Below are 25,243 nucleotides of genomic sequence, written 5' to 3'. Positions count from 1 at the left end.
AAACCCGCTTCCTTTTCTCTTTAGTGATCGAATAGATAGTTTATATAAGATAATCCGTATCTTAGTATAATTATATTCTATCCATATTAAGTTTATATTTTACCAACTCAGCTAGCTATGAAAAAACAAATCTCCCTATTGCTTCCCTTTATTCTATTGCTTAGCTCATGTAGTACTTATGAACAAGGTCTTCAAGAAGGCATAGCACAAGGCAAAGCTGAAGGTCTAGTTTTAGGTAGGGAAGAAGGTTTTGAAAGTGGATTCGAAGCAGGTCAACTACAAGGAGCAGAAGAAGGACATGAAGAAGGACATATCAAGGGACATGAAAAAGGCTATGAAGCGGGATTTTCCCAAGGTAAAAAAACTGGTTACCAGGCTGGCTATGAAGCTGGTAAAAAACGAGGATACGAAGAGTGTCGCATGGGATGGTAAGCCCTAAAGATTTTTAGACCATATTTCAAATAAAGTAACTTGTTCTGCAGTAGGGTCACTTATTTTTCTGAAACTAAAATCTAATTCATTATATTCAATACCTAATTTACTATAGTAAGATTCGATAGGTAAGATTTCGGTTCCTTTTATATAATCATCAATAAAAGTCTTTACTTCTGGATAAGTCATCTCCACTATCGTATCAAAGAACTCCACCTCCGAAAACGCTTGGTCAGGCCCAAAATCTTCAATCAATTCGAGTACCACTTCTCGCATTCCCTTGGTTCCGTTTGACAATTCGAGTAGTCTTATATCCAATAAACTGATTACGAATGCACCACGGTTATAGATGTTGCCAAACTGTCCACCTCCATCAATGGTATAGACTTCTGAACCAATTTGCTGCAGACTGAAATTAGAATCAAACCGGCTATCAATCTGCACTTTTGTGCCCAATTCATTCAAAAGTGAAGTTAAATCCATGGATCCATTTCTATACTGCATGAAGTCAGAGGCCCATTCTGTGACACCCTCATACAACCAAAGATGCTGTGACGGAGTGGGCACAGCAAAATTGAAATCAGCAATGATCTCACTGTGAATATTAAGAGGAGTAACGATATGGAAAAATTCATGCGCTGAAATACTTTTTATACCATTCCCAAAATTTTGAGTGTATTCGCGGTCGCGCAAAACATAAACCGAACTCTTAGAATGCTCCAAGGCCCCTTCATGCCTGTCCCCAAAATGATACAGAAAGGCGTATTGATCCGTAGGTAAGACCTTGAGAAAAGCCTCAGCATCCAGTAAAATTTGATTGACGTCTGCTAATACATGGCTACCTGTTATAAATTCTCCAGCAGAATAAACATGAATGCTTATATCTGCACCACCTACTTCAACATAAGTACTTGAAAGATTACCAAGCAAAATAGGTGAGTCAGCCAAATGATCGAAATCTGACGCCCAAAAAACATCTTCCTCATATTCAGGTAAAGCTGTTCCCAATGACCAGCTATCAGGGTAGGCTAGAGAAACGAAATAATCCCGCTCTTTCAGTCCAGTGGGATACCCAATTACCATAGGTGTGTTTAAAAGTACATGATCATTTTCAATAGAAGTACCAGCCATGGCGTAGATAGGAAACTCCAATACTTCTGTATCAAAAGTCTCTGCAACTTCATAAATAATTTTAAAAGTCGAAGAGGGGTCTGCTATTTTCCATTGATTCACAGCAACTGCCGTTACATTTATTTCATTACCTGACTCATCAAATGCCTGCAAGTTTTTTATAAACCGACCCACGTTGGAGATATCATAAGTGCCAGGAACGGTAGCAGCAAATTGCAAGATTTCATTGTCCTTCGACAATCCATCCACATACATTTCTACTTTGAAAGTGTCATCAGATCGATCATTCAAGTTGATATGTACATAAAAGGCATCGGATAAATCTGTATCGGCAGGTAGCACAAACTTAGGAGCAACGTCATCATCACAAGCGGTGATGAACCATATAATCAACAGCAGGAACTTGCTAAGTTTTGTTTTCATATCAACGGAGGTTAACGATAATAAATAAACTTCATTGCACCCAATAACCCTTATCGATTAGGTTTCTTTGTAAAACCCGCCCCTATTTTCGGTGCGTGCCTGCGATTGTTTTACAATAAGGTAGGCGATGGTTATCAAATTTCGTAACTCGGAAAGTTGAGGAGAGATTTTTGTTCTTTTATACAAATCCTCGGTTTCTTCATAGAGCACCTTCAAACGATTGGATGCTCGATTGAGTCTTTCATCTGATCTTACTATCCCAACATAATTGCTCATAATCGCCTGCACTTCCTTTCTATTGTGGGTAATCAGGATTAGCTCTTTTGGATTTGTTGTTCCTTTTTCACTCCAATCTGGCACTTTAGCATTCTCCTCGACATGTGCTACATCTTCACTCGATTTTTCATAACATCGATGGGCAAATATCAGTGCTTCTAGCAACGAATTAGAGGCCAGCCTATTGGCTCCATGTAGCCCTGTATATGCACATTCACCACAGGCATAGAGATTGGATATTTGAGTTTGCCCCCTGTCATTAGTCACCACACCTCCACACAAATAATGAGCTGCAGGAACCACGGGGATCATATCCTTTTTCCAATCGATTCCCAGTTCTTTGCATTTTTGAAGAATATTCGGAAAATGGTTTTCAAATCCTACGGGCTCTAAATGACGACAATCCAAAAACACATATTCATCCCCGCTTTTCTTCAATTCGCTGTCGATGGCACGCGAGACTATATCCCTGGAAGCCAACTCCTTCCTTTCATCATACTTCTCCATGAAAAGTACACCTTTTCGATTTCGCAATAGCGCACCAAAACCACGAACAGCTTCTGAAATAAGAAAAGTCTGCCCCGGTCTCGTATCATAAAGTGCTGTAGGATGGAATTGAACAAATTCCATATTTTGAATTTTTGCCTTTGCGCGATAAGCCATCGCCACCCCATCGCCAGTGGCTACCATGGGGTTGGTTGTGTTTTGATAGACCTGACCTATCCCACCACTGGCAAGCAGAACAATTTTAGATAGATAGGTTTCAATTTTACCTGTCTCTTCGTCCAGCACATAAGCCCCATAACACTTATTATTTTCTCTACCTTTCCATTCCTGGATGTGGTGATTGGTAATAAGATCCACTGCAAAATGATGACTCAGCAAACTTATATTATCACATTCAGCCACTTGATCCAGCAGTGTCTCTTCTAATTCGAAACCCGTGATGTCTTTATGATGTATAATTCGATTTTGTGAGTGTCCACCTTCACGACCTAAATCAAAATCACCTACATTATTTTTATCAAATTCTGCCCCCCAACTGAGCAATTCTTTTAGTCTATCTGGAGCCTCTCTGACTACCATTTCTACAATCTCACGATCGCAAAGCCCATCTCCAGCAATGAGTGTATCTTGAATATGCTGCTCATAAGAATCTGTGACGGTATCTATTACCACGGCCATTCCACCTTGGGCATATTTAGTATTCGACTCATTGGCTGCAGCCTTGGTCACAATGGCTACTTTTTTTTCAGGAAATCTTTTGGCCACTTTGAGCGCATAAGTTAATCCTGCCAGACCTGAGCCTATAATTAGGAAATCGTGTTTGATCATTAATTATTTTGATAGTTCAAACATACGCTCTAGCGGTACGAGCGCTTTTTTTCTTATCTCTTCGGGAACATCAATTTCGGGGGTTTCATTTTTTAGACAGAGATATAATTTCTCCAAGGTATTCATTTTCATGAAATGGCATTCGCTACAAGCACAAGTGTTGTCTTCTTTTGCAGGTGCTGGAATAAGTCTTTTATTAGGCACTCTTTTTTGCATTTCGTGCAAGATGCCAGCTTCTGTAGCTACGATAAATTCTTGTGATTCATCCTTTTCCACAAAATTAAGGAGCTTTTCGGTGGACCCCACAAAAGAGGCCACTCTAAGCACTTGCTGCTCAGACTCAGGGTGAGCAATGAATTTAGCCTGTGGGTTTTCCTTATGCAGATCCAAAATTTTATCCATCGCAAATGCTTCATGCACCATACATGCCCCATCCCAAAGCAGCATATCTCGTCCTGTTTGTTGGATAAGATATTCTCCCAGGTTTCTATCTGGTGCACAGATGATCTTCTGATCCTTTGGAATAGAATTGATGATATCAACTGCATTGGACGAAGTACAAATGATGTCGCTCATCGCCTTGATCTCTGCTGTACAGTTGATATAAGTCACCACAATATGGTCTGGATGAGCGTCTACAAACTCTTTGAATGGTCCGGCTGGTGCAGATTCAGCCAATGAACATCCTGCATTCACATCTGGCAAGATAACTTTCTTAGTCGGGTTAATGATTTTGGCAGTCTCTGCCATGAAGTGAACACCAGCAAATACGATAATCTCAGCATCAGTTTCTGCCGCCTTTCTGGATAGACCTAAACTATCACCTACAAAATCAGCTACATCCTGAATATCTGGCTCTTGATAATAATGTGCGAGCAAAACGGCATTCTTTACTTTCTTCAGTCTGACAATTTCTGCCAGATACTCTGCTCTGGTCTTTGGTACTAATTCCAATTGCTCCATGGCTCTATTTGCTTTCCTTATGCCATTAAAATGACCTGAAAGCTCATTATTTTCTTGATAACGCAAATTTAATGTAAATCATGGGCTTCAACGAAAGCGACCCTAAAATAAACTTTATTGAACCAACGATTTTTTAATATGGCAGGATCATATTTTTACAATATCTTTAGAAATTAAATGTTCAACCCAGCGACTCAACCTTAGAAAACTAAAACTTATATAATGTCTGCGCTAAACTCTGTCAAATCTCCCGACCTGGCTAAAATCACATACTTATTAATTAGCACAGTTGCTGTGGTTATGATTCTTTATTATTCCGAACAATATGTGATTCCATTTATTGTGGCCATGTTGGTGTGGTTTATTATCCATGAGGCAAGAGAATATTTGGTACGAATTCCATTTGTGCGAGACAAAGTACCCGTTTGGGCTCAAAGTACTTTTTCGTTCTTGTTTATGAATGTCATACTATTTGTAGTTGGAAAATTACTTTATGCCAGTATGTCTCAGCTCTCAGAAAATCTTGAAGAATATCAGGCAAATTTGCTATTGGCACTAGAAGAATTGGATGGACTCGCAGGCATCAATGTCTCAGATCAGCTCATCGGATATGTAACTAATGCAGATTTTACGCAATTCATCAGCATGATGATTGATACTGCAACCACGCTTTTTGGAGATGCTTTTTTGATTTTGATCTACATCATTTTCTTATTGATAGAGGAAACCGTTTTTGATAAAAAAATGGAGGCTTTTTATCCTAATGACGAATCACGTAAGAAAAAATTCAGCTTACTCAACAAGATGGACAGAAACATTGGTCGATATCTTTTGTTGAAAACTTTTGTCAGTTTCATCACGGGACTATTAAGTTATATAGTACTCTTTCTATTCGGTATCGATTCGCCATTCTTTTGGGCCATGTTAATTTTTGTACTGAATTATATCCCTACTGTAGGATCATTGATAGCTACCTTATTCCCAGCATTCTTTGCCATTTTGCAATTTGGTGAATTGGCGCCTTTCGTGTACATATTAGTTTCTGTTGGCGTTATACAAGTAATTGTTGGCAATATTATCGAACCCAAAATGATGGGAAATTCCCTGAATATGAGTTCATTGGTCGTGGTGCTGTCGTTGACCATTTGGGGAGCCATCTGGGGAATTATGGGTATGATTCTGAGTGTACCGATCACGGTGATGATGATTATTGTATGCGAAGAAATTCCGAGTTTAAGGTTTGTGGCGATTGCCCTATCCGAAAGTGGGAACTTAAGCACTGATCCAATAGTTAGCTCTATTGGTGATGACTCAACCGAAGATTGATTTCAATTGATCGAATAAAAACCTGCGTTGAACTAAGAAATTTTAGCAATACAAAACAACCGTTAATTTCGAGCTATGGAAAAAATAAAATGGGGGCTTGCACTATTAGTAGTGATTTGTCTGATGGCTGATCAAAAAGTATTTGCTCAAGGCTGTAGCGATGCTGGATTTTGTACCATGGGAGCCATGAAACCTGACCAAGCCTACAACAAAAAAGTTAAACTAAAACTGAGAACTATTGAGCTTAGCTACTACTATGGAGAAACAACCACTTCTCCAATTATACAGGTAGCCAACTTGGATGCTTCTTTTTCCATTACACAAAATTTAGGGTTTCAAATCAAGGTTCCTTATCAATGGGTCAATGGAAATTTTGATAATACCTCTGGAATGGGAGATATCTCACTAAGTGCCACACAACGACTAAAAAGCACAGAAAAATTTGACCTCAACGCTACATTGGGTATGAAAATACCAAGCAATGATGCCAACATAAAAGACAGTGGATCTAAAAATCCAGCTGCCAAAGGGTTGTCACTGCCGATGTATTATCAGACCAGTTTAGGAAGCTTTGATTTTGTCGCTGGAGCTTCCATGATTAGTTCCAAGTGGTTGTTTGCCACTGGTGTACAAATGGCACTAACCGCGAACGAAAATAATTTCTGGAGAGGAGAATGGCAGCCTCCGGTATACCCAGACGCAGAATACGTTCTAACGTACGATAATGCCACCAAACTTAAACGAGGAACAGATATCATGCTTCGGGTGGAAAGAAATTTTCGATTTTCTAATTACAGTTTTAATCTGGGACTGTTGCCTATCTATAGAATCACCAAAGATCAAATCGCCGACAGAGACACAGGCGAGTATTCAAAACTGGAAGGAACAACAGGCCTTGCGCTTACTCTTTTATCCAGCTTCACCTATAATTTTGACGTGACCAATAGCATCAAAATTTCTTATGGACATAAGATTACAGATCGAGAGGTAAACCCAGATGGGTTGACAAGAAAACAGGTATTTATTGTTGCTTATGGATTTAGATTTTAACAGCATGAAAAGACAATTATCTATCTTCATCATTTGCCTAATTCCTCTATTCACTACAGGACAAAAATTAGAATACAATGAGGTTTACCAAAAAGGGGAAGAACACCTTGAAGCTGGTGAATATAGATTGGCATTGGATCTTTATACTGAGGTACTCAAAAACGCTACATCTTCTGATGCCAATCAATGCCAACTGAGAATAGCTGAAGTAAATACAAGACTCGGAAATGCTAAAGCAGGATTAGAAATATGCAATGCGATTGAAGAAAAGCTACAATATACTCCATTGCTTTTGGCAGAAAACTATAGCGTGAAAGGCGATGCCTATCTGCATCTTGGTAGAAATGCAGAAGCACTAGACGACCTGTTGAAAGCGCAAAATTTATTTGAAACTGCTGGAGCTACTTCTTCAAAGGAAATAGCTAATTGCTACAACGATTTAGGCATCGCGTATTGGAATAACGGAAACGCTGATCTTTCGCTTCAGTATCTTCAAAATGCTTTAAACATTCGCGAAGAATTATACGGTAAAAATCACCCTCAAGTAGCTGACTCTTACAACAATATCGGCTTGGTCAATGCGGATGTGAATAGTTTTGCTGCAGTCATTTATTTCAACAATGCTTTGAAAGTTTATCGCTCACTATATGATGAAAATCATCCTAAAGTTGCACTGGTGCTCAATAATCTTGCCTTGCAATATGACGCTCAAGAGGATTATCCACAAGCCCTGGAAAACCTTCAAAAAGTCTCGGACATCTGGGACAATTTATATGAAGGCGATCACCCAAGCAAGGCATTTGTAGCCTTCAGCATCAGTAATGTCTACTATCATCAGCAAGCATTCGATGAGGCCTTGAACTATCAGGACAAAGCATTAAGCATGTATACGAGATTATATGGTAAAAAACATCCCGAAATCGCTAACCTTTATAACCTAAAAGGTGATATTTATTTAAAGCAGGAAAAATATAAAATGGCTGTTGAGACCATTCAAAAAGCCATTTATGCTAATTTAGCAGGTCAAGGCCTTACTGATATATACCAAAATCCAAAGCTGGAAAATTATTACAATGCTGATATTCTACTCAGTTCATTGCAGCAAAAAGCTGATGCTCTAGAGTTGTACCATTACAACAAGACGCTCAAATTCAGAGACCTGAAAGCGGCACTACAAACGCTCGAAAAAGCGGATGAATTGGTGAGTCATATTCGTCAAATTAGATTGAGTGAAAAAGATAAAATCACCTTGAGCGCTAAAGCATCAGAAATATATGAGTCAGGGGTATCGCTTTCCTATCAAATGAGTCAGGTGGTTTTAAATTCCAAACCCTATTTGGAAAAAGCATTCTCATTTGCAGAAAAAAGTAAATCGGCGGTCTTATTATCTGCTATTCAGGACACCAATGCCAAAGAATTTTCAGGTATTCCAACTGAATTAATTACTCAAGAAAGTACGCTTAAAGCTGACATTGTATTGCAAGAACAAATGCTAGCTACCAATCAATATCCTGATAAAGAGGCTGAGCTAAAACAAAGATTACTTACCCTGAATAATTCATACAATGAATTCGTAAGACAGTTAGAAGCCGATTACCCAAATTATTACAATTTGAAATTTAATGTGAAGCATGTGGAATTAACCGCACTTCAAAGTGAATTGAATGACAATACAGCTCTAATTACCCATTTCATTACTGACTCGAGAATTTTCTCCTTCTGCATTACTGCTGATAATTACCAAATGTTTAATCAGCCCAAAGCCGATGATTTTGATAAACAGATACTAGGATTGAGAAATTCAATGAAGTATGATGTGAAAAATTCCTTCACTGAAACCGCTCAAAGATTGTACACTGAGCTCTTCCCGATGAAGCTCAAAAGCAATATCAATCAACTCATTATCATCCCTGAAGGTAGCCTCTCAACCATACCTTTTGAAGCCTTAATTACAGAGACAAAATTGGATGATGAGTTGAGTTATTCTCAATTGCCTTATCTGATTAAAAAGTATAACGTAAGCTATGACAACTCTGCTACTTTGTTTGTCCAGCGTAAGAAAGAAATAGACACCTATCAAGGTGCAACTGAAAACATACTATTGGTAGCTCCGATCAACTTTCAAAATCAGCGTTATCAAGGTTTGACTGGCAGATTGAACGACTTACCAGGTTCGAAAGCTGAGATTGAAGAAATCAAATATCTCTTTAAAGCCAACGATCGACAAGCTGAATTACTTACAGAATCACAAGCTTCCAAAGCTAATCTGACCAAAGGAGACGTCAAGCAATACAAGTACATCCACTTTGCCACGCACGGAATGGTCAACGAATCCGAACCTAATCTGTCTAGAATATTCTTGCAAGACGGCAGTCTTTATTCAGGTGATATTTACAACATAGATATCAATGCCGACTTGGTCTGCTTAAGCGCCTGCGAAACAGGTCTTGGGAAAATCTCTAAAGGAGAAGGGATCATAGGTTTGTCTCGGGCATTGCTTTATGCTGGAGCTAAGAACCTTGTAGTTTCTCTGTGGACCGTGGCAGATGAATCGACGTCAAAATTAATGATCGATTTTTATCACAATCACTTGTATTCTACTACTTATAATACTTTTAGTGGTGCTTTGAGAAAAGCAAAAATGAAGTTGATTAATGATGAAGAGTACAGCAGACCTTACTATTGGGCTCCGTTTGTATTAATAGGTGAATAAGAATAAAGTTCACTATGAATTTTCCCTGACTCAGGTCCAATCACAAGACAATCAACCAAAATTTCTTCTGTCGTGGTTTCTTTAGGTTGATCCAACAATACACCTGCAGTAACTCCAGCGGCTGCAAAAACTGCCCAATCGGCTTTTACTAAATCATGGAGATAAAGCACCTGACTCAAATCCTTTCCATCTTTCAAAAGTGCCTCTCGTTCCTCCTTATGTTGCGGTGCCAACTGTCCTTGCATATCACCACCTAGTGCCAACACAGCCGCAGCCGTGATCACTGCCTCAGGCGCGCCTCCAATTCCCATCAGTGCATCCACTTCACTATCCGGCATCAGTGCCAAAACTGATCCGATCACATCACCTTCTGGATGTAAATCCACTGTCGCTCCGCATGCTTCAATTTCTTTTCTCAGTTCAACATGACGAGGTTTGTCCAACACATAAACGACCAAGTCTTCTGTTTTTTTACCAGTTGCTTGAGCAATGGCTTTCAAATTTTCTTCTGTGGATTTAGTAATATCAACGGCTCTTTTTGCTGTAGGTCCAACCACAATCTTTTTCATATAATAAGCACTACCAGCACTCCAAAAACCATTTCGTTCAGTCGCCGCAACAACAGCAATCGCATTCGGTTTTCCTGCAGCCATTAGAGAAGTTCCTTCCACCGGGTCAACAGCAATATCCAATTTTAGCCCTCCACCATTTCCTAATTTTTCACCCACATAGAGCATCGGTGCTTCGTCCTTTTCACCTTCTCCTACACGCACAACTGCATCCATCTTTGCTTGTTCGAAAGCCCTACGCATAGCATCAACTGCCGCCTGATCTCCAGCTTCCTTCTCACCAGTTCCTACAAACTTTTTGGCTGAGGCGGCTGCGCTACATACGACTAGTTTAAGGTCTTCCTCCAATTGCTCTTGTTCTCTCATGACACAAAGCTAGTTTCATATTTTTGTTCTGCCATGATTCTTAGCGATTTGATGAATGTCATAGGTACGCGCCAACCTTCTTCGACATTTCTGTGGAATTCAGTAACTTATACACCTCAACAAACCATAAATTCATGAAACGACGAAATTTTCTGTCAAACTCAAGTCTGGCATTTGGTGCTGCACTTGCACTACCTGCTCTAGCTGGCTGTGAAGCCGAATCTAAAACCACCCCATCCATTCCCACCCTCGACGGCTCTTGGGAATCTGTTCGTAACCAGTTCATATTGTCTCACAAAAATGTCCAAATGGCACAAATGCTATTTGCCTCCCACCCATACCCTGTGCGGAAAGCCATTGAAATGCATAGACAAAAATTTGATGAAAGTCCTGTAGAATATTGGGAAGAAAATTTTATGACCATCGATGATATTCAATGCGAAGCGGCGGCCAAATATATGGGAGCCGAAAAAGAAGAAATCGCTTTGACTGACAGTACCACCATGGGATTGGCACTGCTATACTCTGGTTTGAAACTAAAAGCAGGCGATGAAATATTGAGTACCACACACGATCATTTCGTGACTGATAAAGCCATTGACTATGCCGCTGCAAAAAATGGAGCTACGGTAAAAAGAATAGCTGAATATGACGATCCAGCAGAAGCAACCGTAGACGAAATTACAAGTAAAATAGCGGCTGCCATTTCAGAAAAAACAAGAATTGTCGCCATTACCTGGGTACATTCCTGTGACGGATTGAAACACCCGATAAAAGAAATTGCTGAGGTCGTAAAAAAAGCCAACAGCAACAGAGATGAAGCCGATAGAATTTATCTCTGTGTAGATGGTGTACATGGATTCGGTGTTGAAAACATAGACATTAAAGCCATGGGCTGTGATTTCTTTTGTGCAGGTACACACAAATGGATTTTTGGCCCAAGAGGCACAGGTATTATCTGGGCTAAAAAAGACGCCTGGGATATGGTTCTACCTACTATTCCGGCATTTTCTGACGACCCATACAATATGTGGATGGGTATTACACCAGAAGGTCCCATAGCTTTCAATCAACTCCAAACACCTGGAGGGTTTCATACTTTCGAACACCGTTGGTCGCTTCACGAAGGTTTTAAGTTTCAAATGGCCATCGGAAAAGAAAAGGTTGAAAGTAGAACACGACAACTGGCTCTAATGGTCAAAGAAGGTATTGCTGAAATGAACAATGTTAAAGGTACCACACCTATGGACCCCTACCTTTCTTCAGGAATCAATGGATTTAGGGTGAAGGGAATGAGTGCAGAAGAGGTGGTAAAAGCCTTTCACCATAAAGGCGTAATTGCCAGTGCTTCCCCTTATCTAGACAGTATTCCAAGGTTGACGCCTTGTGTGATCAATACAGAGGAAGAAGTGCAGTTCGCTTTGAAAGCACTAAGGGAAATAAGTCAGTCAGCCTAGGCGCTAGATATCTTTGAAATAAAGAGGTTTTCAGTATGACTGGAAACCTCTTTTCATTAGCTTAGAATGGATATTATCAAATTTTAATCATGAAAGAAAAGTTAGTCCAAACTGTTGTAATAAATCACGTTTTGCACATCACACTCAATCGGGCCGATAAGATGAATGCTTTCACCTATGCGATGCTGCAAGAGTTATCAGAGGCATACACACGCATGGAATCTGACCCTGACATCCGATGTGGGCTTTTGTATGCTAATGGTGATCATTTTACAGCTGGACTGGATTTGGCAGATGTTTCTAAACACATTCAGCAAGGAGCAAAACTTTTTGAAGATGGTAAAATAGACCCACTTCAAATTTTTGACAAAAAGAGAACGAAACCGGTAGTCATTGCAGTGCAAGGCACTTGCTTGACCATAGGAATCGAAATGATACTAGCCAATGACATTTGCATCGCTGGCAATGACTGCAAATTCGGTCAGATAGAAGTCAAACGCGGCATCCTCGCATTTGGTGGTGCTACGATCAGATTTCAGCAGCGATGTGGCTGGGGCAATGCCATGAAGTATCTGTTGACTGGCGATATGTTCGAAGCGCAAGAAGCCTTGAAGATTGGGCTTGTACAGGAATTGAGCAAGGATCCTGTAAGTCAGGCTACTGCTATTGCCGAACGGATAGCCCAGCAAGCCCCACTGGCTGTTCAGGCCACATTAGCCAGTGCCAAAACTGCCATTTTGGACGGATCGAACCTAGCGGAACAGGGCTTGATGCCTGCACTAAACCACTTGATGCAAACCGAGGATGCCAAGGAAGGCTTGATGTCTTTTTTGGAGAGAAGAGAAGCAAATTTTAAAGGAAAATGAAATGAAAGCCATAGATATCACCAGACCTGACAAACTTTTGCTAAAAGGCATAAAGAGTCTGGGCGCCTTCGGGCAAAATTTGTACTCCGACAAGAAGTCTGAAGCCAAAGCGAAAGCTGAGCTTACCTTTATTGGGAAGAAGAAAATGGAGTCGGTTCAAAGTCAGCTCTATCAATTTGACGCCAAGACCTATACTGTGGAAAATGATTTGGACGATTTTTCTTTCCTAAAAGAGGCACAAGGCAACAATATATCTTGGCTAAATTTCCACGGTGTCCACGACGTAGAACTGCTCAAAACAGTGGGCAAAGCAGTACACCTGGATCGACTCACCATTAGGCAAATCCTGGATACTACCCAGCGACCCAAGGTAGAAGAATATGATGATCATTTGTTTTTCAGTGTTAAATCCATTGCCAAAAACAATGAAGAAATCGATGTGGAGCAGTTGTCCTTTGTATTAGGTGCTCATTATGCGGTATCCTTTCAGGAGGAAATTGGTGATCACTTCGAAGGAATTCGCAATAAGCTCAAAGAAGGACTTGGTTTCATTCGCAAGCGATCCAGTGACTATTTGTTATCACAGTTGCTTGACGCCATTTTAGACAACTACTTTGAAACTATAGATCAGACTAATGAGGCTATTTCGCTGATAGAAAAGGTAGTTATCGAAGATCCTGATAAATCCACTTTAATCGTGCTTGAAAAACACAAACAAAATGCGCAGATAATTAAAAAAGCATTGAGCCCATTCAAAGAAGCCTTAACCAATCTAATGAATGGAGACAGCAAATTTATTCACGCTAACAACCTAAAATACTATCGAGATTTGGGCAACTCTGCTTCCGCAGCCATGGAAGAAATAGAAGCGACTTTGCGAACACTAGAAGGTTTGACCAATATCTGTTTTGCTTCTCAAAGCCAAAAAATGAATGAAACGATGAAGGTACTCACAACAGTAGCGACTATTTTCATCCCACTCACCTTCATCGCCGGCATCTATGGGATGAACTTCGAAAATATGCCAGAGCTTCATCATCCTAATGGCTATTTCTATACTTGGGGAGTGATGGGAGCTATTTTTATTTCCATGCTCATCTATTTTAAAGTCAAGAAATGGATTTAATCTGATACTGTGAAAAATTACAAAGACTTACTGTTGTACAAGGTCAAACGACACTTTATCGAAGTATTGAAGACCAAGACTTCTGATCATTCGGTAGCCGTGGGCTTTGCTGTTGGGAGCTTTGTAGCCATTTTACCTACTCCGGGTATTAGTATTTTAATCGGTGTGGCTATAGTTGCTATTTTCAAAACGATTAATAAATATGCGTTGTTTTCGGCTATGGTGGTTTGGAATATTTGGACACTAGCTCCTATCTACTGGGCAAGCTATGAAATAGGCGAAGCCATTTTTGGCGATACAGAAGTCGTAGCGTTTGAATTCCAACAGCTGGATCAAGTATTTGATTATACCCTGAGGTTTATGGTTGGTAATCTTTTCCTTTCGATTCCTATATCAGTGCTTAGTTATTTTTTAGTGAGGGCGGCTGTAAGAAAATACAAGAGAAGAAGAGAGTCTGTTTGAGAAAACCGATCAAAGATTCAAAAGGTGGGTATTCTCCTGCCTCCGTTATTCTAAAGTAATGCTCATTGGACTATTCAGCTGAGCAACAAACTGATTGAGGTACAACTCCCATGCCTCCTTGCTTTCAAACTGACCACTTTCTTCCCAAAAGAATCCAGTGTAATACACGGCCTTCCCTTCTTTTACAGCTAGGTCAATATAGGTGTGACTTAAATCCTTTTCAGATGTTACTATTTTTTCAAATCCTCTAAATGTACCTGGGCTGGCTACAATCGCAGTTGCCAGATGGCTTTCTCCATGAGGCTGATAATAGCTCACCCATCCCCCCAAAGAGTCTACGGTTACTTCTCCATCATTTTCATGCAAAGTAAGACCTGCCCAAATGTCATCTGTACCAGTTACTTGCATTTCGATTTTACTAAGGTTGCTCTTTTTGTCAAGGCTGATCCTCTTAGAAGTATGTATCCTATTTGAATCCCCTGCATACCAGTCAGCATAATCTAATATAAAATCTGTTCTTAATAGACCATTGGATACCGTATGGTAAGAAGTGAAATTTTTTGAAGTAAAGAATTTATCCTTAGCTTTTACCGCAATCCCTCCGCATCCTCTACTAATACCTACATGAAAATTATCCAGACCTTCACCAGAATCTACATGGTAAGCACTGGGATCAGATTCATACTTTTTATACCATTTGTTAATAATAGGATACTCTACTTTCTTGAGCCAACAATCTATACCGCTAGTAAGTGTTCCTCCTCGCACTCCTTCTTCTATCATCTTTTGGGCGGTTGGCCCAAAAACTCTAAAGGCCACCTTGTCATTTTCCCATGCATAATCGTCCGTGCGTTCTGGTACAAATCTTGAGAAACAGATATTCTTAGTTAAAGGTGTTTGCTCATCAGCACTTAATTCTTTCAAAACATACTTTACCTGACCGTTGGCTGGCACTGTCGGCTGAAATAAGATTCCATCAGAAATATCATCCTGATTATCATCTATATATTGTGCCAAAATTAAGTTGCCTTGTTCATCTTCAATTCCGAGGTTTTCTAATTGCTGACCTTCCTTCAAAAGAATCATATCGTTAGGCACTTGAATGACTTCACTGCTTCTTTCAAATGGTAAGGTATTCGAAACGACAAACGAAACATTCGTATCCTTAGGTGCACAAGAGCAAATGACTAGTGCTAACGATAAAAAAAAGTATGCTGATTTCATTATTTATTAGATCATGTTCAAATAAAAAAGAGTTCGCGACTTCTATCGCGATCCTCTACTATTAATCCTCGTTGGCAGGTTTACCAATAGTTGCTAAGATGCCACCATCCACATAAATCACTTGTCCGTTTACAAAATCACTGGCTTTTGAGGACAGGAATATGGCTGCTCCTTCCAAATCAGAAGGATCTCCCCATTTACCTGCTGGAGTCCTGCCGACTATAAAGTCATTAAAAGGATGACCATCCACCCTGATTGGTGCAGTCTGGCTTGTGGCAAAGTAGCCAGGCCCTATTCCATTGGTTTGAATGTTATGCTTGGCCCATTCTGTTGCCATATTTTGCGTAAGCATCTTCAATCCACCCTTAGCAGCCGCATAGGCACCAACTGTGTTTCTACCCAATTCACTCATCATAGAGCAGATATTGATAATCTTACCCGATTTTCTAGCAATCATACCTTTGACTACCGATTTAGAAACAATAAATGGACTTACCAAATCTACCTTGATCACCTGCTCAAATTCAGAAACTTCCATCTCCTCCAATGGTACTCTTTTGATGATTCCTGCATTGTTTACCAAAATATCAATGGGGCCCACTTCTGATTCGATCTTTGCAACATTTGCTTTCACATCAGCTTCATTGGTCACGTCAAACTTGTAGCCTTTGGCTGAAATACCAGCTGCCTCATATTCCTTCAAGGCATTGTCAATCTTCTCTTGAGAAGAATTACCATTGATGATCACAGTAGCACATGCTTTTCCAAGTCCCATGGCCATGGCCATACCTAAACCATGTGTAGCACCAGTAACTAATGCTATTTTGCCCTTGAGGTTAAATAATTCTAATGACATATCTTTTATCTTAATTCTTGAATTGGACAAACATCCATATCTCCATAGTCTAGGTTTTCACCAGCCATACCCCATATGAACGTATAATTCGATGTGCCAGCACCTGAATGGATCGACCATGGCGGTGAAATCACTGCCTGCTCATTTTGCATCCAGATGTGTCTAGTCTCATCGGTCTGCCCCATAAAGTGGCACACAGATTGACCTTCCGGTACCTCGATGTAGAAATAAACCTCCATCCTTCTATCATGGACATGTGAAGGCAAAGTATTCCAAACACTACCGGTTTTCAATTCAGTCATTCCCATTTGCAACTGACAGGTCTCGACAACGCTAGACACTATCATCTGGTTTACTATCCTGTGATTTGCTGTTTCTAAAGAACCAAGTTCAATTTTATTTGCCTGTTCTTTCGTGATCTTTTTTGTTGTAAATGCTTGGTGGGCAGGTGCAGAATTCAAATAGAATTTTGCCGGCTTAGCAGCATCTTTACTAGAAAATACCACTGACTTACTATCCTTAGCCACGTAAAGCGCATCCTTATAGGACAGTTCAAATGCCGATCCGTCCACGGTAACCACACCCTCTCCTCCAACATTGATGACACCTAGTTCTCTTCTGTCTAAAAAGTGTTCTGCTTTCAAAGGGTCTATGGCTTCCAGTGATAAATCACCTTTTACAGGAACGGCTGAACCTGTTATATATCTATCGTAATGAGAATAAACCAATACCACCTCATCGGGCGCCATCAAGTCTTCAACTAAAAATTCCTTTCTCAAAGCAGCCGTATCATACTGCTTTACTGCCTCTGGTGAAGAAGCATATCTCACTTCATGTTTCATACTCATTTTATTTTCATTTATTCAAAAGTACACAAAAATACAATCGATTGTATTTTAATCTTTAAAAAGTGTCTAAATTGCAATAATGAAGAACAAAATCACGATCCACGACCTTGCTCGGATTCTCAAAAAAGATAGCTCTACGATATCCAGAGCGCTTGCTGATAGCCCGAGAGTGACGAAAAAAACGCGTGATTTAATTCAAGCCAAGGCTAAGGAATTAGGCTACTTCAGAAACACTTTGGCTTCAAATCTGCGAAGCCAAAAAACTCGAACCATTGGGGTAGTTGTACCCCGTATTTCTCGATACTTTCTTTCTACCGCTATTGCAGGAATTGAGGAGATTGCTTTTGAGAATAACTATCGAGTAATAATTGGTCAGTCTATGGATCAATTGGACAAAGAAAGGCAGCTAATAGAAACACTGTTGTCCAGTCAGGTAGATGGAATAATAATGTCGATGGCCATGGAGACCAATCAATATGATCATCTAGAAAGAATTGTAGCTCAAAAAACACCAATTGTTTTTTTCGATCGAAGATGTGATGCAATTCCAGCCAACAATATACTTATCGATGATTGCGCAAGAGCATTTGACGCCACAGAGCACCTTATACTAAGTGGACGTAAGCGCATTGCTCATTTTACAGGATTAGAAAATGTCAGCATCTATCAGGATCGGCTCACAGGATATAAACAGGCTCTACAAAAGTATAACCTGACTGAAGATCCTACTTTGATTTACAAAAGCTCACTAAAATCGCAAGATGGTAAACAGCTCGCCAATCTAATACTCAGCCTGAAACAAAAACCTGATGCTATCTTTTCTGCAAATGACATTGCAGCAATATCCTGTATGCAAGTACTTCAAGAATCAGGAATCAATGTCCCAAAAGACATTGCCATTGTAGGTTTTAGTAACGAACCGCTGGGAGCATACACCACTCCCTCACTAACCTCTGTCAATCAAAGCCCTTTAGAAATGGGAAAAATGGCTATTGCAACCTTACTTAATCAGATAGAAAATCCTGATGCCAAGCTTGAGACTAAACTAATCGATTCTTCGCTGATTCTTCGGAATTCTTCAATGATCCAATAATTATCCATTTTTATTCAGCTCTAAAATTAGAAAAGTCTTGCGTCTCTTCACAGCAGATTTGCTCCATGACTTGCTGTAGCTGTGTTTTGAGCAGCCCGATGGCATGGTCACCACCCTTACTTCCTAAAGCAGCTACACTGTACATAAAGGTTCGACCTAAAAACGCAAAATCCGCTCCATTGGCTAATGTTCTCGCAATGTCGGGACCTGACCTCACACCACTATCCATCATGACTTTAATTTGGTCTTTATAAGCTGCGGCAATACCTTTCATAGGATTTATTGTGGACTGCCCAGCATCCAATTGTCTTCCTCCATGATTAGAAACTATAATGCCATCCAAACCGAGTTGAACTGCCTTTTCGGCATCTTCCATGCTAGCTAGCCCTTTCAATACAATCTTCCCTTTCCATTTATCCCTGATTGGTGCAATCTTCTCCTCATTCAGTCGGCCAGAAAAAGTTGTGTCCATGTATTGACCCAGTTGCTTCATGTCTAATCCTTTGGGCATATAGCGCTTCAGCGTTTGAAATTGAGGCTGACCATGAATCAATGTTCTTAAGGCCCACTCTGGTCGTGTCATAATTTGCCTAATATTTCGAAATGTCATTCGAGGTGGCATGGCTAAACCGTTCCTAATATCTCTTGGGCGAAAGCCAAAAGTTGGTACATCGGCCAAGAGCACTAGCACTTCACAGCCAGCTGCTGCTGCGCGAGCGATTACATCGTCTCTCAAGCGATCTTCGGCTGGATGGTACAATTGAAACCAAGCTTTTCCCTCTGTCAGTTCGCTAGCTTTCTCTATATCCATTGTAGTGACTGTACTAAGGATAAAGGGAATGTTATGCTTATGAGCTGCTTTTGCCAAAATCTCCGGTGCCTTCGGCCAAATCAATCCTTGTAACCCAATTGGAGAAATCCCAAAAGGCGCATCATAAGTATGCCCAAATAATTCTGTCTGCATATTTGATCGATGATGCTTGGTCAAATATTGAGGAATCAATTCTACTTCTCGTATTTCCCTTGTATTCTTATCGAGATTCACATCTTCGTTACAGCCACCATCAAGATATTCAAAAGCAAATTTTGGTATCTTGCTTTTCGCTCTTCTTCTCAAATCCGCTATGGCAGGATAGTTGGCATTGTATAAGTGACTCATGACAAATAATATCTAGTGTGATGGGGCGAACTATTCGTTCATCAGGGTTTCTATTTCTTCCAATTCTAAAGGAATATCCTTCATTAAATTCAAATTATTTTCTTTTTGAATCACAATGTTATCTTCCAGTCGGATACCGAAGTTTTCTTCTGGGATATATATCCCTGGTTCTACTGTCAATACAGCACCCTCTGGCAATGGCTCATAAAAGCTACCCACATCATGAACATCTAGGCCTAAGAAATGGGAAGTATTGTGCGTAAAATATTTCTTGTAGGCTTGCGAATCAGATGCCTGATTTTTGATATCCGTCTGATCTATAAGCCCAAGATCAAGTAACTCGGATTGCATGACTAGTCCTACTTCTTTGTTAAATTCAGATAAAACCACTCCAGGTCTCAGCATATTGGTGGCTTCTGTTTTCACTCGCCACACAGCCTGATACACATCCGCCTGTCTTTTGCTAAACCTACCATTTACTGGTATTGTACGGGTCATATCTGCATTGTAATTGCCATATTCGGCTGCTACATCCATCAATAGCATATCACCATCTTTACATGTCTTTTTATTCTCTATGTAATGAAGAATACAAGAATCCCCGCCACTAGCAATGATGGGGATATAGGCAAACCCTCGAGATTTTTGTTTGACAAACTCATGAATGAATTCTGCTTCGATTTCATATTCATTCACTCCTGGTCTTACAAATTTTAGTATTCGTCTGAATCCGTCGTTGGTAATGTCACAAGCTTTTTGCAGCATGTCTATCTCTTCTTGCGACTTTGCGGTTCGAATAAGTTGCATGACAGGTGCTGCTCTTTTATACTCATGGTTTGGGTATTTCAGATGACACCATTTTGAAAATCTATCATCGCGCGTTTCTACATCAAGCATGGCCCTGGTATGCTCATTAGCATTGATATATATCGCATTGGAAGCCACAGCCAGTTCATTCAGTGCTTTTTCGAAGTCGGACAGCCATTGTACATTTTGAATGCCAGAAATTTCACGCGCTTCTTCTTTTGTAAACTTGTGTCCCTCCCAAACAGCTATCAATTCATTAGTCTCTCGAATGAAAAGTACTTCTCTCAAATTTTCATCTGGAAAATTAGGTCTGATGAGCAAAATAGTCTCTTCTTGATCTATACCTGTCAGATGCAATAAATCACTGTTTTGCCTAAACGGCATAATGCCATCCGCATTGGTCGGCATTATATCATTAGAATTGAACACAGCTACGGCATCCTTTTCCATAGCCTCACAAAATTTGGCTCTGTTTCTTATATAAAGTTCTTTTGTGGGTAAAGAATATCTCATTGCATTGTTGTTTAATTGATTGAATCAAGCACCCCCAAGGTACCATTAGATTATAAATCCTAGATACCTTGAGAATATTTCACTAAGAATTGATTAGCTCCAGCCGAAACGGGCAGTAACCGCTAGAACTAATTAAAAACTAAATTTTATACGCTCTTACTTTCTGAATAGAAGTGCCTAAGCCATCAATGCCTAGTTCGACTTCATCTCCATCTTTAAGATAAGTAGGAGGTGTAAGTCCCATTCCTACTCCAAAAGGCGTCCCCGTAGATATAATATCTCCTGGTAACAATGTCATAAATTGGCTGATATAACTCACCAGATGGGGTACACCAAAAATCAAATCGGATGTGTCGCTGTCTTGTTTGGTCTCGCCATTGACTTTAAGCCATAGATTCAGTTTTCCTGGGTCTGCAATTTCATCTCGTGTAGCAATGAATGGCCCTAATGGAGCAAATGTATCACAGCTCTTTCCTTTCACCCACTGTCCACTTTTCTCTAATTGAAAAGCTCTTTCGCTGACATCATTGTGCAACACATATCCCGCAATATGCTCCATTGCATCTTGCTCATCCACATAACTAGCCTTTTTCCCAATCACTATAGCCAACTCGACTTCCCAATCTGTTTTCTCACTTCCTTTAGGAATAACTATATCATCATTCGGACCAACGATGGCTGACGTCGCTTTGAAAAACAACACAGGTTCGGCAGGAATATCCATTCCGCTTTCAGCTGCGTGTTTTGCATAGTTCAATCCTACACAAACGATTTTGGACGGTCTAGTTAGCGGTGCCCCTAATCGAGCAGATGGCTCTACTTTCGGCAATTGATCCTGAGCTGATTTCAGCTTTTCTTTCAAGACTAAGATTCCATCTCCAGCAAAAAATTTCTCATCATAATCAGACACCAACGAACTTACATCCAAGCGGCTACCATCATTCAATTCCACCCCAGGTTTTTCATGACCAACGGCTCCAAATCTTATTAATTTCATACTTCCTCTATTACACTATTTAATAATTCAATGGCTTTCTCTGCAGCTAGTGTTTGTAGTTCAGTGATGCTGCTTCCACTATGCCATGCGGTATGGCTGGTCACTATCACATTCTGAGCTTTCAACAGCGGATGATCACCAGACAACGGCTCTTCTTCTACCACATCTAAAGCCGCTCCCGCAATGGTGCCAGCATTCAAGGCATTGATCAAATCATTGGTATGGACTAACCCGCCTCTGCTGGTATTGACCACAATACTTGTCGACTTCATTTTGCTCAGCACTTCAGTATTTATAATATGCTGAGTAGATTCCATGAGTGGACAATGCAAACTAACAATATCGCCACGCTCCCATATTTGCTCTAACGAAACAGATTCAACATTTAACTCGTTGAATTGCTCTGCTTTTAATCCTGGATCAAAGGCAATCACTTTCATTCCAAAAGCCTGAGCCCTTGAAGCGACACGCTGAGAAATACGACCCAATCCTACCAATGCCAAAGTCGATTGACGCAACGGTGGCAAAGTCATAGGTGAAGTAATCACCCATGTGCCTTGATTAATTCTGTCCCAAGTAGATAGGATTTGTCGCTGAGAAGCCATCATCAATGCCACGGTGTGGTCCGCTACTTCATTAAGACAATAATCGGGCACATTGGCCACCGGGATTCCTTTGCTCTTAGCGGCCTCCAAATCAATGTTATCCAATCCAATTCCATATCTCACAATTCCTTGACATTGGGTCATGGCTGCAATAGCCGCAGCCTTCACAGGAGCCCATTGGGCGATCACAATATCTGCGTCTCTTACCAGTTCAATAACCTCTTCTTCAGTCTTGCACTGGGCATCTATCAAAGTGTGGCCAGCTGCCTCGATGATATTTTTTTCTATTTCTATATTCGGAAAATTCCAATCCGTAATTACTACTTTCATTTTTCTTTATTTTGAAGTTCAAACCAGATAGTCATGTACTATTTCACCTTCAACCAGAGTAAATTCTCCTTTCCAGAAGCATGCGTTGCCTTCTTCCAACACGGGAAGTTTATAAACTGGTGCTTGCATATTGGGTCTTAGCGCTACAGAGCAAGGGTCAATCCAACTCTCTGATATCTTTACACTTTCGAGATTCCTAGAGGTGATCTGTCTGATTGCCGTCTCTCCGTTGATGTGATTGATCACTTTATAGTTGAGGTTAACTCCAAAGTCGAAAGTCATTTTTTTGAACTCCTCGATGGATCCTCGATTTTGCTTGTAGGCCATGGTACCATTGACTACTTCAATGCCATTTCGCTCAAGCGAGCCGATTATCAAATCTCCATTAAAATCCACTTTTGGATTACCCCATTTCTTGGGCTGCCCATGCACTTCTCTTCCTTGTGATATACCACCATCACTATTCAAAAACAGGAAAGGGGAATAGCCCCCTTTCGCTTTCCCGGGCAACTCTGCATCTAGCATAATATTACACTCCTGATATTGACCCAAATAATCCGTGTCATTCATGTTATATATATGAATGAGCACCCAGTCGCTTCTCAATTGGAGCGGAGCAGGTAGCAGCTTTTCAGCAGCCTTTCTGTCCGTTTTATAGGAGAGCGTTAGCACTTCTACATCTCGAAAAGAAAAAGGAAATGGAGCAGCCAATGGCGCACCAATTGGGGTGGACCAATGATTATTTACTTCGTTGCTCATTTTTTCTTATCAGCCAACCTAGGTGCATGATCGGGTGCTTTTTTCCCTACACGCTCATAATATTCTGCTGGTATTTTTTTAGGGTCTTTGTAGACTAACCACTTGCAAGGTGCTTCTGAATCATCATTGTGCTCTGTAACTCGCATCGGATGTCCATAATTCTCAATAGATAGAATTTCATTGACCATCGTACAATGTCCACAGTAGTAACTCACATTCTTTTTGCCCCAGGTCCAAGGGTGTTCCTTTTTTGAGTTGCCATAAACCTCCGGATTGTCAACTTCTCCTCTGTCTACTCTTTGGCGAGCTACACCACCACTTCCACAGGAATCCAATACCAAGGTGTATTTCTCTTTATCTTCAACCACTTCAATCTCTCCCTGACGATCTGGCCCCATGAGGTGACCTCTCAACCCTTCTATTGTTAGTTGTAGTTGGGTCTCTACATCCTGAGCCATTACTTTATCGTATCGGGCCTTGTAATAACTTCCCAGTATCCCTCTGAAGGCTTTTTCTACTTCGTCTTCTCCGAAGTTGTCAGCGATGTAGGTAAAAAATGACCATGCCCAGTTAGTGAACATATCGTGCACAACTTCCCATTCCAAACGAGCATATTCCGTAATTCTTTTGGCTTCTTCCAGATCGCCTTTTTGCATGGCTTCATAAGCCAATGTCAAAGTTGCTTTTCCTACTTCCGAAGGCGAATCTTGCCTCAGGTCTCTATTGATAATATCTGATTTTGATAGTTTCATCTCTTAAATAATTTTTATTAATTAGCTATTGAGCATAAATCCGCCGCATACGTTGATGTCTTGACCGGTGATAAAACTTCCTTTTTCGGAAGACAAAAAGACAATGAGGTTTGCCACATCATCCGATTCACCCAAGCGACCTAGTGGTGTTTGTGTGGTCCAGGCCTCTGCCAGTTCTCTTGAATTTTTTCCTGTAATAGGTGCGAGTTCAGGGTAGAGACTATCCCACATCGGTGTCATAATTGGCCCTGGACTCACCGTATTTACACGAATACCTTTGGCACCGTAAGCCAAGGCAAGAGATTCAGAAAAATTACTCACTCCAGCTTTAGCTGCCGCATAATGTGCAGACACTGCCCTTCCTTTTCGTCCAGCATTAGAACCTAGATTGATAATACTTCCACCATGATCCATGATTTCTGCTGCTCCTACTGCCACTTGAAATAAGGCACGAACATCTATTTCAAATACTTCATCCCATTCTTCTATGGTTATTTCATTGAGCTTGTTGAAATGACAAACTCCTGCAGAATTAACTACAATATCTATTCTACCAGCAAGCTTCTTCGCTCTAGCAGCCACTTGTTTAGCCCCTTCAGCATCTCTCAAATCTTGTACAAGCGCATGATGTTGTCCACCGATCGTGGGGAGTGATGAAAGTACATTATTCAGTTTCTCTTCATTGCGTTCCACACCTACGATTACACATCCTTTCTCCGCCAACTGAAGTGCAGTTGCTTTTCCAAAACCACTCGCTACTCCAGTGATTAACGCTACTTTATTCTCAAATTCCAATTTCATATTT

At 40.5% G+C, this 25,243-nt stretch carries 23 protein-coding genes; 9 read left to right on the top strand and 14 right to left on the bottom strand.

Annotated features, from left to right (window positions below; genetic code table 11):
- Positions 1-117 precede the first annotated feature (117 nt).
- Positions 118-432: a Yae1 family protein gene (locus ABJH98_RS17385; protein ID WP_348309047.1), complete on the top strand. Its 315-nt coding sequence runs from the start codon at positions 118-120 to the stop codon at positions 430-432.
- Positions 433-435: 3 nt separating this feature from the next.
- Here the strand turns inward: ABJH98_RS17385 and ABJH98_RS17380 are convergent, their stop codons facing one another.
- Genes ABJH98_RS17380 through nadA form a run of 3 tightly spaced genes read right to left on the bottom strand, consistent with a single transcriptional unit; the run spans position 436 to position 4,560 of the window.
- Complete coding sequence (locus ABJH98_RS17380; protein ID WP_348309046.1) at positions 436-1,986, bottom strand: peptidase; 1,551 nt, start codon at positions 1,984-1,986, stop codon at positions 436-438.
- A 57-nt stretch (positions 1,987-2,043) separates the two neighbouring features.
- Positions 2,044-3,597 carry an L-aspartate oxidase gene (gene nadB, locus ABJH98_RS17375; RefSeq protein ID WP_348309045.1) on the bottom strand — a complete coding sequence of 518 codons (1,554 nt, stop codon included), beginning with the start codon at positions 3,595-3,597 and terminating at the stop codon, positions 2,044-2,046.
- Between the two features lie 3 nt (positions 3,598-3,600).
- On the bottom strand, positions 3,601-4,560 hold the full coding sequence (gene nadA, locus ABJH98_RS17370; protein ID WP_348309104.1) for a quinolinate synthase NadA: 960 nt from the start codon (positions 4,558-4,560) through the stop codon (positions 3,601-3,603).
- 222 nt (positions 4,561-4,782) lie between these two features.
- Here nadA and ABJH98_RS17365 point away from each other — a divergent pair, with 222 nt between their 5' ends.
- The 3 genes from ABJH98_RS17365 to ABJH98_RS17355 all read left to right on the top strand — a co-directional run bounded on the left by ABJH98_RS17365 (position 4,783) and on the right by ABJH98_RS17355 (position 9,649).
- Positions 4,783-5,886 (top strand): AI-2E family transporter, encoded by a 1,104-nt coding sequence (locus ABJH98_RS17365; protein ID WP_348309043.1) that lies wholly within the window; start codon positions 4,783-4,785, stop codon positions 5,884-5,886.
- Positions 5,887-5,961: 75 nt separating this feature from the next.
- On the top strand, positions 5,962-6,936 hold the full coding sequence (locus ABJH98_RS17360; RefSeq protein WP_348309042.1) for a hypothetical protein: 975 nt from the start codon (positions 5,962-5,964) through the stop codon (positions 6,934-6,936).
- A gap of 4 nt (positions 6,937-6,940) precedes the next feature.
- Positions 6,941-9,649 carry a CHAT domain-containing tetratricopeptide repeat protein gene (locus ABJH98_RS17355; protein WP_348309041.1) on the top strand — a complete coding sequence of 903 codons (2,709 nt, stop codon included), beginning with the start codon at positions 6,941-6,943 and terminating at the stop codon, positions 9,647-9,649.
- Here ABJH98_RS17355 and glpX read toward each other — a convergent pair.
- Positions 9,616-10,584: a class II fructose-bisphosphatase gene (gene glpX, locus ABJH98_RS17350; RefSeq protein WP_348309040.1), complete on the bottom strand. Its 969-nt coding sequence runs from the start codon at positions 10,582-10,584 to the stop codon at positions 9,616-9,618. The genes ABJH98_RS17355 and glpX overlap by 34 nt on opposite strands.
- 134 nt (positions 10,585-10,718) lie before the next feature.
- Here glpX and ABJH98_RS17345 point away from each other — a divergent pair, with 134 nt between their 5' ends.
- The 4 genes from ABJH98_RS17345 (at position 10,719) to ABJH98_RS17330 (ending at position 14,495) form a co-directional block, all read left to right on the top strand.
- The gene (locus tag ABJH98_RS17345; RefSeq protein WP_348309038.1) at positions 10,719-12,041 is read left to right on the top strand and encodes an aminotransferase class V-fold PLP-dependent enzyme; all 1,323 of its coding nucleotides are present in this window, start codon (positions 10,719-10,721) and stop codon (positions 12,039-12,041) included.
- An 89-nt stretch (positions 12,042-12,130) separates the two neighbouring features.
- Positions 12,131-12,907: a crotonase/enoyl-CoA hydratase family protein gene (locus tag ABJH98_RS17340; RefSeq protein ID WP_348309036.1), complete on the top strand. Its 777-nt coding sequence runs from the start codon at positions 12,131-12,133 to the stop codon at positions 12,905-12,907.
- A gap of 1 nt (position 12,908) precedes the next feature.
- A complete protein-coding gene (gene corA / locus ABJH98_RS17335; RefSeq protein ID WP_348309034.1) occupies positions 12,909-14,033 on the top strand; it encodes a magnesium/cobalt transporter CorA in 1,125 nt (374 codons plus the stop codon).
- A gap of 9 nt (positions 14,034-14,042) precedes the next feature.
- A complete protein-coding gene (locus ABJH98_RS17330; protein ID WP_348309032.1) occupies positions 14,043-14,495 on the top strand; it encodes a DUF2062 domain-containing protein in 453 nt (150 codons plus the stop codon).
- A gap of 45 nt (positions 14,496-14,540) precedes the next feature.
- On the opposite strand, the gene ABJH98_RS17325 is transcribed toward ABJH98_RS17330, so the two are convergent.
- The 3 genes from ABJH98_RS17325 to kduI all read right to left on the bottom strand — a co-directional run bounded on the left by ABJH98_RS17325 (position 14,541) and on the right by kduI (position 17,423).
- Positions 14,541-15,719, bottom strand: coding sequence for a DUF4861 family protein (locus ABJH98_RS17325; RefSeq protein WP_348309031.1), 1,179 nt, complete (start codon positions 15,717-15,719; stop codon positions 14,541-14,543).
- A 61-nt stretch (positions 15,720-15,780) separates the two neighbouring features.
- Positions 15,781-16,575 carry a gluconate 5-dehydrogenase gene (locus ABJH98_RS17320; RefSeq protein WP_348309030.1) on the bottom strand — a complete coding sequence of 265 codons (795 nt, stop codon included), beginning with the start codon at positions 16,573-16,575 and terminating at the stop codon, positions 15,781-15,783.
- A gap of 5 nt (positions 16,576-16,580) precedes the next feature.
- Complete coding sequence (gene kduI, locus ABJH98_RS17315) at positions 16,581-17,423, bottom strand: 5-dehydro-4-deoxy-D-glucuronate isomerase (protein ID WP_348309029.1); 843 nt, start codon at positions 17,421-17,423, stop codon at positions 16,581-16,583.
- A 79-nt stretch (positions 17,424-17,502) separates the two neighbouring features.
- Between kduI and ABJH98_RS17310 the strand changes: the two genes are divergently transcribed.
- Positions 17,503-18,516: a LacI family DNA-binding transcriptional regulator gene (locus tag ABJH98_RS17310; protein WP_348309028.1), complete on the top strand. Its 1,014-nt coding sequence runs from the start codon at positions 17,503-17,505 to the stop codon at positions 18,514-18,516.
- 10 nt (positions 18,517-18,526) lie between these two features.
- On the opposite strand, the gene ABJH98_RS17305 is transcribed toward ABJH98_RS17310, so the two are convergent.
- From ABJH98_RS17305 to ABJH98_RS17275, 7 genes are all read right to left on the bottom strand, one after another.
- Positions 18,527-19,675, bottom strand: coding sequence for an alpha-hydroxy acid oxidase (locus ABJH98_RS17305; RefSeq protein ID WP_348309026.1), 1,149 nt, complete (start codon positions 19,673-19,675; stop codon positions 18,527-18,529).
- Between the two features lie 30 nt (positions 19,676-19,705).
- Entirely contained in the window at positions 19,706-20,995 is a 1,290-nt protein-coding gene (locus ABJH98_RS17300; protein ID WP_348309025.1) for an aminopeptidase P family protein, read from the bottom strand.
- Positions 20,996-21,134: 139 nt separating this feature from the next.
- Positions 21,135-21,992, bottom strand: a complete 858-nt coding sequence (locus tag ABJH98_RS17295) for a fumarylacetoacetate hydrolase family protein (protein ID WP_348309023.1) — start codon at positions 21,990-21,992, stop codon at positions 21,135-21,137.
- Positions 21,989-22,927, bottom strand: coding sequence for a C-terminal binding protein (locus ABJH98_RS17290; protein WP_348309021.1), 939 nt, complete (start codon positions 22,925-22,927; stop codon positions 21,989-21,991). The genes ABJH98_RS17295 and ABJH98_RS17290 overlap by 4 nt, the downstream gene beginning before the upstream one ends.
- Before the next feature lie 18 nt (positions 22,928-22,945).
- Positions 22,946-23,686 (bottom strand): acetoacetate decarboxylase family protein, encoded by a 741-nt coding sequence (locus tag ABJH98_RS17285; RefSeq protein ID WP_348309020.1) that lies wholly within the window; start codon positions 23,684-23,686, stop codon positions 22,946-22,948.
- Positions 23,683-24,438, bottom strand: a complete 756-nt coding sequence (locus ABJH98_RS17280; RefSeq protein WP_348309018.1) for a hypothetical protein — start codon at positions 24,436-24,438, stop codon at positions 23,683-23,685. The genes ABJH98_RS17285 and ABJH98_RS17280 overlap by 4 nt, the downstream gene beginning before the upstream one ends.
- 21 nt (positions 24,439-24,459) lie before the next feature.
- Positions 24,460-25,239, bottom strand: coding sequence for an SDR family oxidoreductase (locus ABJH98_RS17275; RefSeq protein WP_348309017.1), 780 nt, complete (start codon positions 25,237-25,239; stop codon positions 24,460-24,462).
- Positions 25,240-25,243: the final 4 nt, after the last annotated feature.

It is taken from the genome of Reichenbachiella sp. (assembly GCF_039969095.1).
In the GTDB taxonomy this organism is placed as follows: domain Bacteria; phylum Bacteroidota; class Bacteroidia; order Cytophagales; family Cyclobacteriaceae; genus Reichenbachiella.
The sequence above is the reverse complement of the archived record's forward strand: the minus strand, read 5'-3'. Positions and strand labels throughout refer to the sequence as shown.